Raw genomic sequence first — 17318 nt, 5'->3', positions numbered from 1 at the left:
GCATGGACAAAGGGGTCAAGGGCATGCGTGTGGGTGGCAAGCGCGAGGTCATCATTCCCTCCAGCCTCGGTTATGGACGCCGCGGCGCGGGCAGCGATGTTCCGCCCAACAGCGCGCTGGTATTCGATATCGAGTTGATGGAAGTGCACTGACCGCCGTTCAGCCCGGGCGCGATGCATTCTTTCGGAAATTGAGCCATGATGGCCGGGCATTAACGTCGTACGTCCACCACCGCTTTCACGTTTGGAGGATTGCCCGATGAAGCGAATGCTGTGGTCGCTCGTGACCGCCCTGTTACTGCTCTTCCCTGCGATGGCGTTTGCCGCGGACGGTTATGTCACCGGCAACGTCAATCTTCGCGCAGGCCCTGACTCCGAATATCCCGTCATTCAGGTGATCCCCGTGGGTGCGCCTGTTTCCGTCCAGGGCTGTACGCAAGGATGGCAATGGTGCGATGTGATTGTGGGTCCGAATCGTGGATGGGTGGCGGGCACATTCATCCAATACACGTACAACAATCAGCCGGTGATCGTGACCGACTACGGTGCGCAGATCGGCATTCCGATCGTCTCGTTCGTAATCGGCACGTATTGGGCGAATTACTACACCAACCGTCCGTTCTACCGTGACCGGGCACGCTGGTACTCCCGGCCAATTCCGATTCGTCCGCCACCGCGGCCATCGCGTCCGCCTGTCCGTCCGCCGGGTGGCAGACCGTCGCCGCCAGGTGGGAATCGTCCGCAACCGCCGGGTGGGAATCGCCCGCCACCGCCAAGGCCTCAACCGCCGGGCGGAAATCGCCCGCAACCGCCGGGAGGTGGTGGCAATCGACCCCCGCCGACAGGTGGTGGTAATCGACCGCAGCCGCCGGGTGGGGGTGGCAATCGACCCCAGCCGCCAGGTGGTGGCAACCGGCCGCAACCTCCGGGTGGCGGCGGTAATCGTCCACCTCCGTCGGGTGGCAACAACAACCGGCCGCAACCGAACACGCGGCCTGCGCCTCGCCCGAATCCGAAGGACAACAACGGAAACAATAATAACAACGGCAACTGAGTTCGGAAGGGTGAATACCTACGCTGCGCCTCGATGCTTTGAGCATCGGGGCGCAGTCGTTTTTAGGCGGCGGCTCTAAGAGCTACAGGAAAGCATGGAGCAACCCGCGCGCGACTTCGCCCATTCGGGACGCTTTTGTGCATAGTGCTCGCGACCGGGTTGCTCATCGTAAGGATGACGCAACACATCAAGTAAGGTGTTGATGCCTTCGTAATCACCCTCCATGGCGCGATCGATTGCTTCCTGCGCGAGGTAATTGCGCAATACGTAGAGAGGATTGGCAGCGTGCATGCGCCGTTTGCGCTGCTCCCGCGTCAGCGAATCTTCGCGCAATCGCGCGGCGTAATCATCCAGCCAATTGCGTAGATAAACCTCTCCGGCGGCTCGCTTTGTATCGTCATAAAACGCGTGCTGCAACGGTTCGGGACTTGGCGCATGGGGATCGATATCGCTCAAGGCGCGGAAGAATAACGTCATGTCCACCTCGCTTGCCTGCATCCATTGATGCAGCCTCTCCATGCGTGATACGTCATCGTCGCGGCATTCCGCCAAACCGAGTTTCGCCGCAATGTTGCGTTTGTCCTGCAGTAGGTACTCCGCGGCGTAACGATCCAGCCCCGCCTGCAGCGGAGCGACGTCACCGAACAGCGGCGAGATGGCGGCAGCAAGACGACTGAGGTTCCACCACGCAACGTTCGGTTGCTGGCCGAAACGGTAACGACGGCGCATCGCGTCCGTGGTGTTGGGCGTCCAGTCCAGATCGAAATCGTCGATCCAGCCATACGGTCCGTAGTCGACGGTGAGGCCAAGAATGGACATGTTGTCGGTGTTCATCACGCCGTGCACGAAACCCACGCGCATCCAGTGCGCCGTCATGCGCGCGGTACGTGCACAGACTTCGGCGAACCAATCGGCATAGCGGGTTTCGTCGGGTCCGCTTAGATCCGGGAAATCGCGCTTTATCGTGAAATTGACGATCTGCCGCAGCAAGTCGATGTCCCCGCGGGACGCCGGCAGCTCGAAGTGACCGAAACGAATGAACGATGGTGCGACGCGGCAAACGATCGCACCCGGTTCGTCCTGGGGATGCCCGTCGTAGAACATGTCGCGCTCGACGCTCTCGCCCGTCACGACCAGGCTGAGCGCGCGCGTAGACGGTACGCCCAGGTGATGCATCGCTTCGCTGCAGAGGAACTCGCGAACCGACGAGCGCAGCACTGCCCTGCCGTCCGCGCCGCGCGAATAAGGCGTCGCGCCGGCTCCTTTCAACTGAAGCTCCCAGCGCTCGCCCAGCGGCGTGAGCACTTCGCCCAGCGAAATGGCGCGCCCATCCCCCAGTTGCCCAGCCCAGACACCGAACTGATGGCCGCCGTAGTTGGACGCCCACGGCTGCATGCCGTCCAGCACGCCGTTTCCGCCAAAGACCTGCGCAAAAAACGGACTGGCGATGTCCGCTTCGGTGAAGCCCAGTACGGATGCCATCTCTCGCGACCAAGCCACCGTACGTGGCGCGGTCACGGGAGCGGGATCGACTCTGGAATACACCGCGCCCTGAACCTGCCGGGACCCGCGGCCGCCATCTGGATCGCCCGGAAGCTCCCGTAGGAAAACGTTGTCGAAGTTCAGTTCGGTCAAGGACATGGTCTCGGATATTCGGTCGAAAACGCTTACGTCAAGTCACTTCGAAAATATCTTTTCACGATCTCTATACATTCATCGCAAAAGCTTGCTAGAGTTTGACCGCAGCTGCACAGGGGCAGCCGACGGAGTGAAAAAATGCACATGCTTCTTGCTCGTTCCGCCTTGGTGCGCGGAATGCAGCTGGTAGCAGGGATGCTCTCAGTGGTGGTTTTGCAGGACGCCAAAACAACAACAGAAGAAAGTGCGCCGGAGTTCGATCTGGTTTCCTGGACTTCCAGCGCACATTCTCGCCGCGAAGACGAATTGGCTCGCAGTCGCCTCTCGCAAATCGGCTCGTAATTGAATAGCCGGCAATCCTAGCGATCTGCCGGCTGGCTTCCAAAGATCAGCGCAATCTCGCTTGAGGCGAGCTGTCGCCACGCGCCTGCGCTCAATCCTTCCAAACTCAAATCGCCGACAGCTGTGCGCTGCAAGGTATCGACGTGATTGCCCGTGGCCGCGAACATCCTGCGCACCTGGTGATAGCGACCTTCCGTGAGCGTGAGGCGCACATGACGCTTTCCAAGTATTTCCAATTGCGCCGGTAACAAGGGTGTCGTTTCCGACTCGAGCATCAGCGTGCCGCTTGCAAACAGGGCTTGTTCGTCGCCCCGAAGGTCCTGCGCCAGCGTGGCCTCGTAGACTTTGGCGATCTGCGCACGCGGCGAGATGATTCGATGTAGCAATGCGCCGTCATCGGTAAACAGAAGCAAGCCGGATGTATCGCGATCGAGTCGTCCCACGGTGGACAGCGCTGGCGTTCGCGCGCGGTATCGCGGTGGCAGCAGATCGTAGACCACGCGACCGGGATCCTTGCGCGAACACGTTACGCCCAGCGGCTTGTGCATCATCAACGCGATGCCTGTCGGCGAATCCAACGGTTCGCCATCGATGCGAATCTGCGTGTGTTCGACCTTGTCGTCGGCGTACAACACGTCGCCATTCGAATCGGTGACGCGTCCTTCGCGAAACATCCACGCAACATCTTTGCGAGTGCCATAGCCGAGATTGGCAATCAACCTGACCAGCCTCATACGCGCACACCTGTTGCTTCAATCACTTTGAAACCATCCTGTTCAATCACGGTATGCACTTGCTCGAAATGTGCTGCGAGCGTGCCTTCATAAGGCAAGTGGCGATTGGCGACAAGCAAAAGACGGCCATGCGAAACCAGCGCATTCGCAGCTCGTGCGATGAATGCGCGTCCAAGATCTGGCAGATCTGCCCTGCCCTGATGGAACGGTGGATTGCTGACCACCGCGTCGTATCGCTGATCGATGCCGGTGGTGATGTCGTGCCAATGCACATCGAATGCAACGGCGCGCCCGCTTTCGCGTATCGCCCGTTGCATATTGAGCCGTGCGGGCTCCAGGGCACGCGCTTCGGCCTCGTAAAGATCGATGGAAGAAACATGGGGACAGCGTGCGACGATCTGCGATGCGAGATAACCGTAGCCCGCGCCGAAGTCTGCGACATGTCCTCGCAGATCATCGGGCAGATGCATGGCCAGGAGTGCCGATGCGGTATCCACGCGATCCCAGGCAAATAATCCAGGTTGGCTTAGATAACCCGCTGCATTCAGTTGTGGCCGATCGAACGCCAACCACGACGACTGCAAAAATGCATCGCGCGTGGACGATTGCGACACACCCCAAAACACGCGGCACTTGTGCTTGGACACATGGCTGACGGTGCCTAGCAGCGCTGTCAGATCCACCTGTGCCGATTTCGCGCCTTCCGCGTTCGGCACACATGCGAGGACGATGCCACCACCGTCGGCATGTTGCGCGGCACGTGCAAACAACGCGCGCGCCTCGTCGCGTTGCCGCGGCGGCAATACAAGCACCAGGTCAAAGCGCGCGTCATCGGCAGCGTCGCCGACGTTCAGGCCACTGCGCATCAACAGTTCTGCGAACGGCTTGAAGCTCTGCTCGCACAACCAATCGCGCCTGGCGACTTCGCGTAAACGAAATCCGTCGCGCGCGCGAAGAAACAACACGCGAGCGTCGCTGGACAGGCGAAGCGAGCCGTCAGAAAGAGGCAGAAAAAGTGCATCCAGCACCGCATCGGGCGTGGACGCATGGATACCGACCATGGTCAAGCGGATGCTTCCGGTGGATTGAGTGCGCACATTGTACGCGCGCAGGCAGGGAACCGTAGGAGCGGCGGCTCCGGCCGCCGCCGCTCTGTAGTGACTCAGCTCTTCTGGCCCATTCGCGAGATCCAGCGATACATCGCGAAAATCACCGCGGCGAAAGCGACTCCGCCGATCCAGATCGAGGCGTTCTGGAAGCTATCACCCACCAACGCCAGCGGCGTGGCTTTGCCGGAGAACACGACGATAGCAGCGACCAGCACACCGATGATGCTTTCGCCCACGATCATGCCCGAAGCAAGCAGCACACCCAGCTGCTTGGTCGCCTCGGCCTTCGGCGTGCGATCGGCGCGCTTGTCGTAATACCAGCCGACGATGGCACCCACCACGATCATCAGCGTGGTGGACGTCGGCAGATAGATACCCAGTCCCACCGCAAGCGGCGGCAAGCGCATCGACGTTTTGGCCAGACCCAACACCTCGTCGAGAATGATGATGCCCGCGCCGATGAGGGCACCGACGATGATCAGATTCCAATCGATGTTGTGCTGAATCACGCCCTGCGCCAGCGCGGAAATCAGACCGGCCTGCGGTGCTGGCAGTGCATGCGCGGGATCGACACCGGGTGCGCCAAGGAAGCCGTACGCATGATTGAGCAGATCCAGCACGGGCGGAATGACGATGGCACCTGCGATCACACCGATGACCAGCGCTGCCTGCTGTTTCCAAGGGGTGGCATCCACCAACTGGCCGGTCTTGAGATCTTGCAGATTGTTGTTGGCAATCGCTGCGACGGCGAACACGACAGAGGTGATGAACAACGCGAATGCCACCAGCGCCTTGCCCGAATCGGCTGGGAGATCCGACTTCACGCCGAGCACCAGCAGCAGCGCGGCAATGATCACCACCAGAATGCCGATACCCGATAGCGGACTATTGGACGACCCGATAAGTCCGGCCATGTACCCGCACACCGTCGACACCAGGAAGCTAAGAATCAGCACGAACAACACGCCGCCGATCACGAGCAGCGTCGTATGCGAGCCAAGACCGCTGACGACGCTGAAGTTGCCCAGCAGCCACGCGATCGGCAGCATGCAGATCAGCACAATCAAACCGACGATACCAATAGGTATGTCCTGTTCGGTGCGCGGGAGCGTGTGGCCTTTGCCCGCCTTGCGCACACGAGAAGCGGCCATCGCCGAACTCAGGCCAGTGAAAACAGGTTTGACGAGTTTCGCCAACGTCCATATCGCCGCGACGCCGATGGTGCCTGCGCCGACGAAACGTACATAGTGGTTCCACGCACCTTGTGCCACATCCGCTACGTCGCCCGCAGCAGGATGAAGCAGAGTGTAGTGCGGCACGGCCCAGCCCCAGCCAATCACGGCACCAACCAACATCGCAACACCGACCCACAGTCCCACCAGATGGCCGACGGCGAACAAGGCGAAGGACAGACTGAAGTCGTAACCGCTCGCCGAACCGCGATCGCCGATGCGGAAGTACTTGGCCACGTCACTGGCGAAAATCTGCGTCTGCACGACGATGTAAAAAACGGCTGCCACCACCGAGCCGACCACGACCGCCATCAAGCCCGACGTGCCGCCCTCTACCGACGCCGAGTCGGACGCCTCCACGACTTCGCCCGATCCGACCTTCAGCACCTCGGCGCAGGCGACGCCTTCCGGATACGGCAAATCCGAATCGGTGACCAGCGCGCGGCGAAGGGGAATGGTGTACATCACACCGAGAATGCCGCCCGACGCGCAAATGCCGAACGAGACCCAGAACGGAAAACCCGTCCACCACCCGACCATGATCAGGCCCGGTAGCACGAAGATGATCGACGACAACGTACCCGCGGCGGATGCCACCGTCTGCACGATGTTGTTTTCTTGAATCGTCGAGTTCTTCATGGCGCGCAGGATCGCCATGGAGATCACTGCCGCCGGAATCGAAGTGGCGAACGTCAGACCGGCCTTGAGGCCAAAGAAGACGTTGGCTGCCGTAAACAGCAGCGTGATCACGATACCGATGATCAGGCCGCGGAGCGTAAGTTCGGCACGCGGTGTCGCGCCGGGTCCAGGTACTGCATTCACGGGCGGTTCTCCCCAAAACTGTCCAGCTAACAAGATAGCGTGGATCGCCCGTAGGGTGTTGGTGGCCGAGCCCGGATCACCGTAGGCGCCCGCCGTGGGGCGCCCCTCGTCGCCTTATTTCAGCGGCTTCATTTGAGGTGCTGCAAGTCGCCGTGAACCTGGCCTGCGATATCTGCCGAGCCGTCGGCTACCAGTTTCGTCAACGCATCGGCATAGCCCTGGTCGCCTGCGCCGCCTGCCACCGCGGTCGAAACGCGGGTCTTGTAATCGTGGGCCGTATCGAAGCCGCGCGCCCAGAACGAGCAGTGCAATCCCATATCCATGGCCACATCGCCCGGTGCCTTGTCCTGATCCACGTGCAAGGTGGCGGTCAAAGCGGTGCATGTCACTACGAGATTGGTGAAGTAGTCGCTACTCAACCGCGAGCCCAGCTGGGATTGCACCGCAGCCGATAAGTCGGGCGAGGGCTGCAGCGTCAATTTGTGATCCAGCCCGCGCACGTCCAGTTCCGGCTCGCCGCCTTTGACAGTTAGCCATGGCGTAGCGCCTGGGGTCACCAGTGCGCCTATCGGAGCGTGCGCGACCATGTGTTGACCACCGCACGCAGAAAGCAGCGCTGTCGCGCCGATGATTAGAAAACGTTTCATTTTTGGATTCCCCCTACATACACGCGTGAATCTAATGCAGCGCAACAATACGTTCAATGTCTGGACGTGCGCGGTGCGACGTACGTCGCCATCCAGACCGGCGATAGACCGTACCAATCGGTGGGTCATCACGGCTTGCCGCAGCTGTGCCAGAACCTGTTTTGGGCAACGCTGTCAGTTTACACACCCGGATCGACACCAGGGTGACGCGCACGCCACGCGGCCAACGCCTCGCGATAGTGCTGCCGCGCTTCCTCGTAAAGATCGAAGATGCACGGATCACAACCGTTGCCACAGCAGTCCGCCATATCGGGTTCGACGGGAGGTTGCGGGGCTGGATCGTCGCGCAGGATGGTGTCGTTGGACGGGGGCGTGTCGTCGGTCATAGGTCAAATAAGGTTTGTCGCAACCACGATGGCGGTGTCGTGAGCCAACTTCAAGCCGCCATTATGAGGAAGGGTACTTTGCGGCGCGCGCTCATGCTGCGAAGATCGAGGACCCACCCCACGGAGCGCAGATGATGCGTGGCAGTTCCTTCTTTCGTCCGGCACACATCATTTCAAGCTTGTTGCTGCCCGTCCTGATGCTTGCCATCCAAACGGATGCCGTTGCAACGGCGGCATCGTCGTCGCCCTATCGTATCGTCGGCTATGCGAACGGCTGGAACCCGCTTCAGACCAAAGACGCCGGGAAAATCGACACGCTGATTTTTGCATTTGCCCAATTGAAGAACGGCAGTGTTGTTCTCGACGACAACGGCGCAAAGCGATTGCAGGATTTGCTCGCGCTTAAATCGAAGAACCCGAAACTTGAAGTGACGATTTCCGTCGGTGGGTGGAGCGTCGGCGGTTTCTCCGAAGCCGCAAGCACGGCCGCCGGGCGCAAACAGTTTGCGGACAGCGCCGCTCAGCTGATCGCCGCACAGCATGCCGATGGACTCGATGTGGACTGGGAATATCCCGGGCATCACGAGTCGGGCATCAAATCCAGCCCTGAGGATAAAACCAACTTCACGCTATTGTTGAAAGCGATCCGCGCAAGTCTCGATCGGGTCGGTGCCGCAAACGGCCGCACCGGTGCGAACCACTACACACTGAGTGTCGCGATTGCCGATGGTCCGTTTGTCAACGGTGTCGATATCGCCGCGATCAATCCGTATCTGGATTGGTTCAACCTGATGACATACGACTTCGTCAACAGCATGACGCCGACAACGGGCCATCACACCGGCTTGCATGCTTCTGCACTGATAGCGGGCGATGGACGCACCACAGATCGCGCCGTACAGCAGTTCCTGGCTGCGGGTGTTCCGCCGAAAAAATTATTCATCGGCGCCGCACTTTACGGCCGCGAATTTGCCGATGTGAAACCGGATCACAACGGTCTTTACCAACCCTACGGCACGTACGTAGGCGGACACAATTGGCCCGACTTGAAACACGACTGCATCAACAAGCGTGGTTACGTGCGCTACTGGGACGATGCAGCTCAAGCGCCGTGGCTATGGAATCCAACGACGCGTCACTTCATCACCTATGATGATCCGCAATCCATTGCCGCCAAAGCCGCTTACGTAAAGGCGCAGCATCTTGGCGGCATCATGTATTGGGAGCAGACGCTCGATTCGGGCGACGAACTGCTCAACGACATGTGGCGCGGGCTGCAGTAACGACAGCCCACGCCGGTTGCTTATCAACCCGGCTTGCGGAAGCGGAACATGAACTGATCGGTATGGCCGCGTATGGATGAATCGAACACCTTGATGGTGTGCGGATCATTCGGGTTGCGCAGTACATTGCTTTCGCCGGCGAAGATAAAACCCGCCGACTCCACCTGCTTCTTCACGATCTCCGGATCGATGCGGTGCAAGGTATCGGTGTCGGACATGCCCGAGCCGGCTGGCGCAACGTGATCGATGATCACAAACATACCGCCGGGTTTCAGCGCCGCATAGACCTGCTTGTCGAAGGCCACCGGATCGACATGTCCCATGAATTGATCCGGATAGTCGTGATAGTTCTGCGACGTAAAAACCACATCGACCGGCTCGGGCACGCTCAACTGCGCCGCGGGCTGCTTGAGCACCGACACATTCGCGTAATGCGGATCGGCAGCAAGCTTTTCGCTATTGGCGACATCGTCCACCGCTTCCGCACCGTATTCATTCGGCCACAGCGCGTAGACATGTCCTTTCGAACCGACAATGCCGCTGAACACACGTGTGAAATAACCGCTGCCGGGAATCAGTTCCAGCACTTTCTGTCCGGGCTTCACGGCGCTGAAAACCATCACCTCCGTAATCTTGCGGCGCGCGTCGATGCTTGCATCCTGCGCGCGTGCAGGATCGTTGACGGCGGCTCTGACGTACGGCGGCACGTAATACACAGCGTGCATGCTGTTGCTGCTCTGCTCCGGCGTTTGCGCCAGAGCAACACCTGACGCGGCAAGTACCGCCAGCAACGCGATCGATAACGGACGCATGACGATCTCCTGATTGGGGGACGAGCCGCATGATTGTGCGCCGCGCCTGCGCCGCCGCCTATCTGACCTTTGGCCCATATGCGTACCGACAGGTGCTTGCGCGCTTATGCCGATAACGGCCAGTCGCCAAGAATCTGGTAGCCACCTTTGCCGATGGCGTTATGTATCAGCACAACACGTTCGACGTGCCAGGTGATGGGAACGACGGGCGTGACACCCGACAGCTCTCGACGCCCATATGCCAACGTGACATGTGGCGTGAATTTATGTTCGACGTGGCGTTGCAATCCGGCATACACAAGCGCCTTATTCAACGACTGCCAAAGCGTCATCAATGGCTTGGGAACTATGGTGCTACGCAATACGCACGGCGGCTGATGACCACGAAAACTGGCCACGTAGTCCAGTGTCCAGCTGAAAGGAGACGCTTTCAGGTTTTCGCCCGCGGCCTTGGCCTTCCGGACGATATCGTCCGGGAAGATCGGAAACTCGCCGAGGAAATTCAGCGTGGCGTGATATCGCTCCGCGTCGATCCAGCGCGGACGAATGTCGGCGTGCCGCTGCTCGACCAGGCCTGCCGCATGGCTGATCCCGTGGCGTGCGCTTTCATCAGGCATCACTGCAAAAAACAAGCGATGCCTCCCGGGAGGTTCGCCAGGCGGTAAACCAAAGAGGTCGGTCTGGACGTCGTGCATACGCTCCATTGTACTCCCTCACTACACGAGGGTGCGCTAGTCTTTCCAGACTCGAATGCCAACGGACGAATTCACTATGTCCATCGCACCTATCATCGCAGCGCACGATGCACTGCCCCTGCAAGATCGCGTTGTTGTCATCACCGGCGGCGCGCAAGGTATCGGCCGTGGCATAGCACAAGCCGTCCTTGGTGCGGGCGGCGCGGTGATGATCGGCGACCTGGATACCGAGGCCGGACACGCGTGTTTGCACGAATGGAACGTTGGCCAGCGTGCTGTTTTTAAACAGCTCGATGTGTCGCGTGAAGCAAGCGTACGGCGCTGGATCGATGCAGCACTCGCACGCTTCGAACGGATCGATGGGCTGGTCAACAATGCCGGCATCGCCGATCCACATCGACGTCCGCTGCACGAACTCTCCCTCGATACGTGGAACCGGTACATCGGCACCAATCTCACGGGTGCGTTTCTCTGCAGCAAATACGCGTTACCTTCGATCAAGGATACAGGTGGCGCGATCGTCAACATCGCTTCCACGCGTGCGTTGCAGTCGGAGCCCGACACGGAAGCTTACGCCGCAAGCAAAGGCGGCCTCGTCGCGCTCACCCATGCCATGGCGGTGAGTGCGGGACCTGCCGTACGCGTCAATGCAATTTTGCCGGGATGGATTGCGACAGACGCGTGGCAGAAACCCCAAGCGCGTCATCAACCCAAACTCAGTCGGCGAGATCACGCGCAACATCCCGCCGGACGCGTCGGCACACCGGAAGATATCGGTGCGCTGGCGGTATATCTGCTGAGCGACGCATCAGGCTTCGTCACCGGTCAGCACTTTGTCGTCGATGGTGGGATGACGATCAAAATGCAGTACGTCTGACCGCGATCAACCGCCCGCTTCACGCAGAAACACGGGCAAGTCGGTCGTGGGCGGATAGGCCGAGATGTTGTACATCATCGTCGCCACATGTCCGCGGTGATACGTGGTGTGGTTGACCACATGCATGAGGATATCGGCACGCGACATGGCGCCCTCCCCGCCACCGATGAATGTGAAATGCACCGTCTCGTTCAACAATGTTTCGTCGAGCGATTGCATATATTGCACGTACCAATCATCGATGTCTTCCTGCGCCGTGCGCAGCATCTCGAACGCGGGGCAGTCCTCCGGATTGCGCGTCTTGAAGCTGTGCGGCACACCTTCCAGGTGCGCTTTCCAGACCTGATCCATGCAGTACACATGATTGAGCGTGCGCAGCATGCTGCCGAAGACAATCGGCTGATGCTCCTTCAAAACGGCCTCTGGCAACGCGGCCAGCGACTGGAAGAACAAACGGTCGGCCCACGCTTTGTAGCGCGTGAGCGTGTGCAGATGCTGCACGTATGACATGGGCGTGGCCGGTAAAGAGCGATACGCCATGGTAAACATTTACGACTAGACGTCACGTGTACAACGTTTACTGTCCGCTCGACACGTCGCGTTTCCTTGCGAACCCTTCAGGCAAATCGCCATCAAGAAACACAAGCGATCGCAAGCCAGACAAGGCGAAGAATCTCGTTTACCTACTATTGTGCTAGACACAAAGTCAATCAGTACAAGGCCTTGCGGCACATAAGCGAACCGTTACCCAGACTACCCGCTGAACACCAGTGAACTTGTCGTCAAACAGCGGTAACCCGTCGAAAGTTTTCTCGCGTTTTCTGCTGTACGGTGCACGCCCAGGAGGAAACACCATGAAACAAACCAGTAAAACGCAGACTTTTTCGACCAAGCGCGTGTGGCTCATGCGCTCGGCCGCTGCGCTGCTCGCGGCAACCGCTGCGCTTGCCGCGCTTCCGCAGAAAGCCCATGCCGGCGTCTTCATCGGCGTAGGTATTTCTGTCGGCTTCCCACCGCCCATGCTGCCGGTTTACGTGCAGCCGCCTATGCCCGAAGTGGGTTACATCTGGACGCCAGGTTATTGGGCGTGGAACGGTGCCGCTTATTACTGGGTGCCCGGCACTTGGGTGATGCCGCCGGCTTATGGTTTGTTGTGGACGCCTGGCTACTGGGGCTGGGTGGGTGGCGTTTATGCCTTCCATGCCGGCTATTGGGGCCCTCACGTTGGCTTCTACGGTGGCGTGAACTACGGCTATGGCTACGGCGGCGTGGGCTACTCGGGTGGTCACTGGGGACGGAGCGGCTTCTACTACAACCGCTCAGTCAATCAGTTCGGTGGCGTACATGTCACCAACGTCTATAACCAGACGGTCGTCAATAACACCTATATCAACCGCACCAGCTACAACGGCGGTCAAGGCGGCCTTGCGGCACGGGCGACTCCGCAGGAAGAGGCTTTTGCGCACGAACAGCACGTCGGTCCAGTTGCCGCGCAAGAGCAGCAGATGCACATGGCCAGCCAGAACCGTGCAATGCTTGCGTCGGTGAACCATGGTGCCCCGCCGATCGCAGCAACATCGCGTCCGGGTGCGTTCACAGGTGGCGGCGTCGTGGGTGCTCGCGGTGTTCCGGCAGCATCCGTAGCCGCAGCCGGCGCAGGTCGATTCACGCCTGCCGGGGCGAATGCAGCAGCTCTGCATCCGACGGCTAATGGTGCGGCGATGCGTTCGGCGAACTTCGCGCCGCATGCAACGCCGGGGGCCAACACGGCTATGCGTTCGGCGAACTACGCACCGCATGCAGCGCCTACGGCTAACACGGCCATGCGTTCGGCCAATTACGCGCCTCACACCACCAGTAACGGCGGCTATCATCCGGCAAGTGTAAGCCACACGGCTTATACGCCGTCGCACGCATCACAGACGGCTTATCATCCGCAGGCAGGTAGCTACCATCCGACGGCACCGCAGTATCACGCGGCAGCTCAGCATGCTGCCCCGCAATACCATGCACAGGCTGCGCCACGATCCGCTCCTGCGCCGCGCTCAAATGGTGGCGGCGGTAATCACCACGATCACGGCTGATGTACCGCTTGCGTGATTCAACGAAAGGCCCGCCGAAAGGCGGGCCTCTTTTTTTGCGATATGCCTTCGCTGTGTGGATCGCGATCAGTGCGCGACCTGGCCACCGACGACCAACTCACGAATCATGCGCAGCTTTGCCTTGAACTGCGCTTCGTTGGCGGGACCCATACGGATCATCAGCTTTTGCCCTGCCGACAAAGACTGCAATCGTTGATCGACAAAGACATAGCGCGATCCGACCTGTGTGACCGCAACCGGATCGTGCAGATCAGGCGCCGCCAGCATGTCGTCGATGGCGACGACAAGGCGATCATTGAAGTAACCGCGCGGATAACCTAGCTCGCGATAAGCTTCCTGGAACAAGGGATAGTTATGCTTGTACCACGCGACCAACGTGTGCGGATCGACGCTTTCCAGTACGGTCATATAAGGCTGGTAACGATTCGCGTTATTGGCGCCGATCAGCGTGATGCCGTTAGCCTGCTCCGTCTGCAGCGTGCCCTTGGGCGTGCGCAACGGGAGTATGTTGGAGCTGCCGATGCTTGAGCGTGGCAGCGCGTCGATGGTCGCTACCGCACGAGAAATGATCTGGCTTGGCGCCAGCAATGAACGTAGATCGCCACCGGTCACAAGGCTCGACAACGCATCGAGCACGCTCGCATCGCTATCGACCAGCGACGGAAGCGGTGCCGTGGACGTCGGCGCAGGGCCCACCGATGCCTGCGAAATTGGATGCTGGATGGTCGACGCAGCACTTGCCGGCACCATCGGCGCTGCTGAGGCCGTGGGTGTGGCCGATACGGTCGCCGGTGTTTCCGGCGTCATGGCCTTGCGCACGAGATACACGCCTGCTGCGACGATAGCGGCTAGGACAGCAATCGCCAGAATCCAGCTGGCGTACGATGCCTGCTTCTTTCTAGTTGCTCTGCGGTTCACGGTTCTACCTGTTTCACAATGACTCTCTTATTGTGACAGGCACAGGCGGAATTTGTTCGTTCGACGCGTATCGCAGAAACATGCGTTGCGCACGACGGATGTCGTGCGCAACGAAAAATGTGCTGATTAATGCGATCTATGTGCGATTGATGATCGCATCAGGCGACGCGATAGCGTCCACCGGCAGCGGTATGACCCGCGGCAACATCCGCGTCGGCGTCCGCCGTTTCCACGGGAAGCATCTTTGGCATCTGCTCGGGCGTGAGGAAGTAGTCTTCGCGGTTGTACGCCAAGCTGCTCGCCGCATAGAGCTCTTCGTACGATGTCAGCCGCTCGCGCAGCCATTCGCGCAACTGCGGACCGAACAGATTTTCCACCTTGCTGTCCGCCTGATGCGGCAGACCGCTGAGCGCATCGCGCTTCCACGGCTCGGTCTTGGGATCGGCGATGTTCTGATGGCACGTCTGATCGAGTTCGACGCTGGTGGACAGCCCCAGGAACCTGCAGAGGCGGTGCCACTCATCGGCCGGATTGCGTGTGAGATCTTCCAGAAAGACAAGATGATGATTACGCGCGCCGATATATGAACGATGAATCTCCGTTGCGCGATTCCAGCGGCGAATCCACTGCATCAAACCGCCGCCGAAGGATTTGTTGTCGTAACGCAACTCGGCGTCGGTGATCGACGCGAGCACATCCATGCCGGGACGAATCACATGAATGAAACGCGCATCTGGCATGTATTGTTCGATTTCGGACAAATACAGAAGATGATGCGGCGTCTTCTCGATCCATGCCGAGCGACCTGCCTTTTCGGCTAAATCGTCCAACATGTCGCCAAAATGCGCGACACAGGTTTCCAGAAACAACGGTGCACGCTTGGATTGATGTCCATCGCCGAGCAACGAACGTTGCAGCGCCAGGAATTCGCGACGCCCGTAACGGCGCGTCAATCCGAGGCGACGCGCGAAGCTGCGTCGCGCTGGTCGCGCACCTTCATCACCCAAACGATAATGAAGACCGCCTAGCAAGCGCGGAAAGAATCCGGTTTCAGGGAGGGTGAAAACTTCGGGATGCCTGGCCAGCATGGCCTGCACGATGGTGGTGCCCGATCTGGGACACCCAACTACAAAGGTTCGTTGCATGAGCAGCTGCCGCCCCCGTTTTCCTGGACTTTTTTTAATTACCTGCGTCGGACTACTACGGCGCAACTCGAATGACTAAAAATTACCGAACGTGTCAGCTTCTTGTAAGTTGACACAACTTACACAATTCGGGCAGTCCGTGTCCAGAAAAAGTCTGTTTTTCCGTAACTTAGGACAAGAGAATCACTGCCCGCATGCTGCGGAGCAACAAATTCATTCAGCGTCCCTTGCCTTTGTTAAGCCGACTCAGCCGGCTCTCTATGCTGCACGCTTGATATCACCATTTCCGTGACCGGTTGTTGTTTTGGAGTGAAATCACGCCGCATTTACGTAAATTTACGCGAACTGAATCGTGAAGACGTGCGGACGAATGCGCGCGCCAAGCGTAACGAAGCCACCGGCACGTTCGTACCGGTGGCTCGCCTGTCACATCCTCAACCTGCTACGGGTCCGGCATGCCTCCGAACCCGCAACAGGACCCCCTGCTCCGCTTACTTCCCGAGATCTTTGAGAATCTCGTTGGTGTAACCCAGGATGCCCACGCTCGGGTACGAGTTGCAGGTCGACACTGCTCCACCTGCCGCACACGGCGTATCGCGATCCAGCGACCAGAAATGCACACCGGCAAGACCGTTGGTGGTCGCGTAATTGGTGATGGTGTCGATATCGGCCAGCGTGGTGATTTCAGTGGCCGTATCGTTCTGGCCGATCATCGGTGTCAGCTCGATGTGACTGGCCGGAATACCGTAGGTGTGCTGCAGGTTCTCCACCGCCTGAATCGCAGATTGGCCCATTTCGCACACGCCGTTCACCACGACGCAGTTGGCAGCGCTAGTGCCGCCGAAGTCCATCGTCATCAGATTGACGGTGTAGTTCTTGAGCGCCGGGCTGGATGCCTGGATCGCTTGAACGACTTCAGCACCGAGCGAATTCACGCCACCATAGCTGCCATCCGAAGCCCCTAGCGTTGCCAGCGTGAAGGAGAAGCGCAGATTCGGATATTCCGATTGCGCCGCAGCCACATCGGCCACCAGTTGTTGGATCTCTGCCTGCGTCTGTCCGCCTTCGATATCGAAGTCCACACCAACCATCTGCGGCGTGTAGTACTCGGCGATGAAGCTTTCGAATGCCGACGGCGACGAACAGGTAAAGACACCATCCTGACCGCCCGTGGAGACGATGTAACCCAGACCGGCGCTGGAAAGCGAATTGGCCGCCCCTGCAGTGATGTTCGCCGAAATGAATTCGGATGGCGTCACACCGGCCCAGCTTTCGCTACCGCACTCACCCGTGGCAAAAGCCAGCGAAATCGCCTGGAGCTGCGGCACTTGGGTTTCATACAGACCACCGCTGCCCACCACCGGAATCGCCGTACCGGTCACTTCCGTGCCCATCGCGTACGTATTCCAGTTCATGTTGATGCTCATGTCCTTGTAAGGACTGAACACGAATCCACTCGGCGCGGGTGTTGGCGTCGGCGTCGGCGTGGGTGTCGGAGTTGGCGTTGGCGTTGGCGTTGGCGT

General features: G+C 59.5%; 17 protein-coding genes and 1 pseudogene. 6 read left to right on the top strand and 12 right to left on the bottom strand.

Annotated elements, in window-relative coordinates; all coding sequences use genetic code 11:
- Positions 1–2 precede the first annotated feature (2 nt).
- A complete protein-coding gene (locus VK725_RS11310; RefSeq protein ID WP_325318157.1) occupies positions 3–152 on the top strand; it encodes an FKBP-type peptidyl-prolyl cis-trans isomerase in 150 nt (49 codons plus the stop codon).
- Positions 153–258: 106 nt separating this feature from the next.
- The gene (locus VK725_RS11305) at positions 259–1053 is read left to right on the top strand and encodes an SH3 domain-containing protein (RefSeq protein WP_325318155.1); all 795 of its coding nucleotides are present in this window, start codon (positions 259–261) and stop codon (positions 1051–1053) included.
- A gap of 75 nt (positions 1054–1128) precedes the next feature.
- On the opposite strand, the gene VK725_RS11300 is transcribed toward VK725_RS11305, so the two are convergent.
- Positions 1129–2688 (bottom strand): protein adenylyltransferase SelO, encoded by a 1560-nt coding sequence (locus tag VK725_RS11300; RefSeq protein WP_422653310.1) that lies wholly within the window; start codon positions 2686–2688, stop codon positions 1129–1131.
- 141 nt (positions 2689–2829) lie between these two features.
- Here VK725_RS11300 and VK725_RS11295 point away from each other — a divergent pair, with 141 nt between their 5' ends.
- Positions 2830–3033, top strand: coding sequence for a hypothetical protein (locus tag VK725_RS11295; protein WP_325318153.1), 204 nt, complete (start codon positions 2830–2832; stop codon positions 3031–3033).
- A gap of 17 nt (positions 3034–3050) precedes the next feature.
- Here the strand turns inward: VK725_RS11295 and VK725_RS11290 are convergent, their stop codons facing one another.
- From VK725_RS11290 to VK725_RS11270, 5 genes are all read right to left on the bottom strand, one after another.
- Positions 3051–3767, bottom strand: coding sequence for a pseudouridine synthase (locus VK725_RS11290; RefSeq protein ID WP_325318152.1), 717 nt, complete (start codon positions 3765–3767; stop codon positions 3051–3053).
- Complete coding sequence (locus VK725_RS11285; protein ID WP_325318156.1) at positions 3764–4828, bottom strand: class I SAM-dependent methyltransferase; 1065 nt, start codon at positions 4826–4828, stop codon at positions 3764–3766. The genes VK725_RS11290 and VK725_RS11285 overlap by 4 nt, the downstream gene beginning before the upstream one ends.
- Positions 4829–4929: 101 nt before the next feature.
- Entirely contained in the window at positions 4930–6930 is a 2001-nt protein-coding gene (locus tag VK725_RS11280; RefSeq protein ID WP_325318151.1) for an OPT family oligopeptide transporter, read from the bottom strand.
- Between the two features lie 128 nt (positions 6931–7058).
- Positions 7059–7577, bottom strand: a complete 519-nt coding sequence (locus VK725_RS11275; RefSeq protein WP_325318150.1) for a hypothetical protein — start codon at positions 7575–7577, stop codon at positions 7059–7061.
- Positions 7578–7756: 179 nt separating this feature from the next.
- Positions 7757–7963 (bottom strand): oxidoreductase-like domain-containing protein, encoded by a 207-nt coding sequence (locus VK725_RS11270; RefSeq protein ID WP_325318149.1) that lies wholly within the window; start codon positions 7961–7963, stop codon positions 7757–7759.
- A gap of 131 nt (positions 7964–8094) precedes the next feature.
- On the opposite strand from VK725_RS11270, the gene VK725_RS11265 reads away from it, so the two are divergent.
- Positions 8095–9246, top strand: a complete 1152-nt coding sequence (locus tag VK725_RS11265) for a glycoside hydrolase family 18 protein (protein ID WP_325318148.1) — start codon at positions 8095–8097, stop codon at positions 9244–9246.
- A 23-nt stretch (positions 9247–9269) separates the two neighbouring features.
- On the opposite strand, the gene VK725_RS11260 is transcribed toward VK725_RS11265, so the two are convergent.
- Complete coding sequence (locus tag VK725_RS11260) at positions 9270–10058, bottom strand: methyltransferase (RefSeq protein ID WP_325318147.1); 789 nt, start codon at positions 10056–10058, stop codon at positions 9270–9272.
- 104 nt (positions 10059–10162) lie between these two features.
- Positions 10163–10690: an RNA 2',3'-cyclic phosphodiesterase gene (thpR, locus tag VK725_RS11255; RefSeq protein WP_325318146.1), complete on the bottom strand. Its 528-nt coding sequence runs from the start codon at positions 10688–10690 to the stop codon at positions 10163–10165.
- A gap of 139 nt (positions 10691–10829) precedes the next feature.
- On the opposite strand from thpR, the gene VK725_RS11250 reads away from it, so the two are divergent.
- Positions 10830–11630 carry a glucose 1-dehydrogenase gene (locus VK725_RS11250; RefSeq protein ID WP_325318145.1) on the top strand — a complete coding sequence of 267 codons (801 nt, stop codon included), beginning with the start codon at positions 10830–10832 and terminating at the stop codon, positions 11628–11630.
- A gap of 6 nt (positions 11631–11636) precedes the next feature.
- On the opposite strand, the gene VK725_RS11245 is transcribed toward VK725_RS11250, so the two are convergent.
- Positions 11637–12140 (bottom strand): DinB family protein, encoded by a 504-nt coding sequence (locus VK725_RS11245; protein WP_325318144.1) that lies wholly within the window; start codon positions 12138–12140, stop codon positions 11637–11639.
- A gap of 344 nt (positions 12141–12484) precedes the next feature.
- Here VK725_RS11245 and VK725_RS11240 point away from each other — a divergent pair, with 344 nt between their 5' ends.
- Positions 12485–13714, top strand: coding sequence for a YXWGXW repeat-containing protein (locus VK725_RS11240; RefSeq protein WP_325318143.1), 1230 nt, complete (start codon positions 12485–12487; stop codon positions 13712–13714).
- An 84-nt stretch (positions 13715–13798) separates the two neighbouring features.
- On the opposite strand, the gene VK725_RS11235 is transcribed toward VK725_RS11240, so the two are convergent.
- From VK725_RS11235 to VK725_RS11225, 3 genes and pseudogenes are all read right to left on the bottom strand, one after another.
- Positions 13799–14650 (bottom strand): DUF3014 domain-containing protein, encoded by an 852-nt coding sequence (locus tag VK725_RS11235; RefSeq protein ID WP_325318142.1) that lies wholly within the window; start codon positions 14648–14650, stop codon positions 13799–13801.
- Positions 14651–14808: 158 nt separating this feature from the next.
- Positions 14809–15795, bottom strand: a complete 987-nt coding sequence (locus VK725_RS11230; protein WP_325318141.1) for a sulfotransferase — start codon at positions 15793–15795, stop codon at positions 14809–14811.
- Between the two features lie 491 nt (positions 15796–16286).
- A pseudogene (locus VK725_RS11225) lies at positions 16287–17318 on the bottom strand (carbohydrate-binding protein); the annotation flags it as partial.

The sequence above is a fragment of the Dyella sp. genome, assembly GCF_035486915.1.
Lineage (GTDB): Bacteria > Pseudomonadota > Gammaproteobacteria > Xanthomonadales > Rhodanobacteraceae > Dyella_B.
The sequence above is the reverse complement of the archived record's forward strand: the minus strand, read 5'-3'. Positions and strand labels throughout refer to the sequence as shown.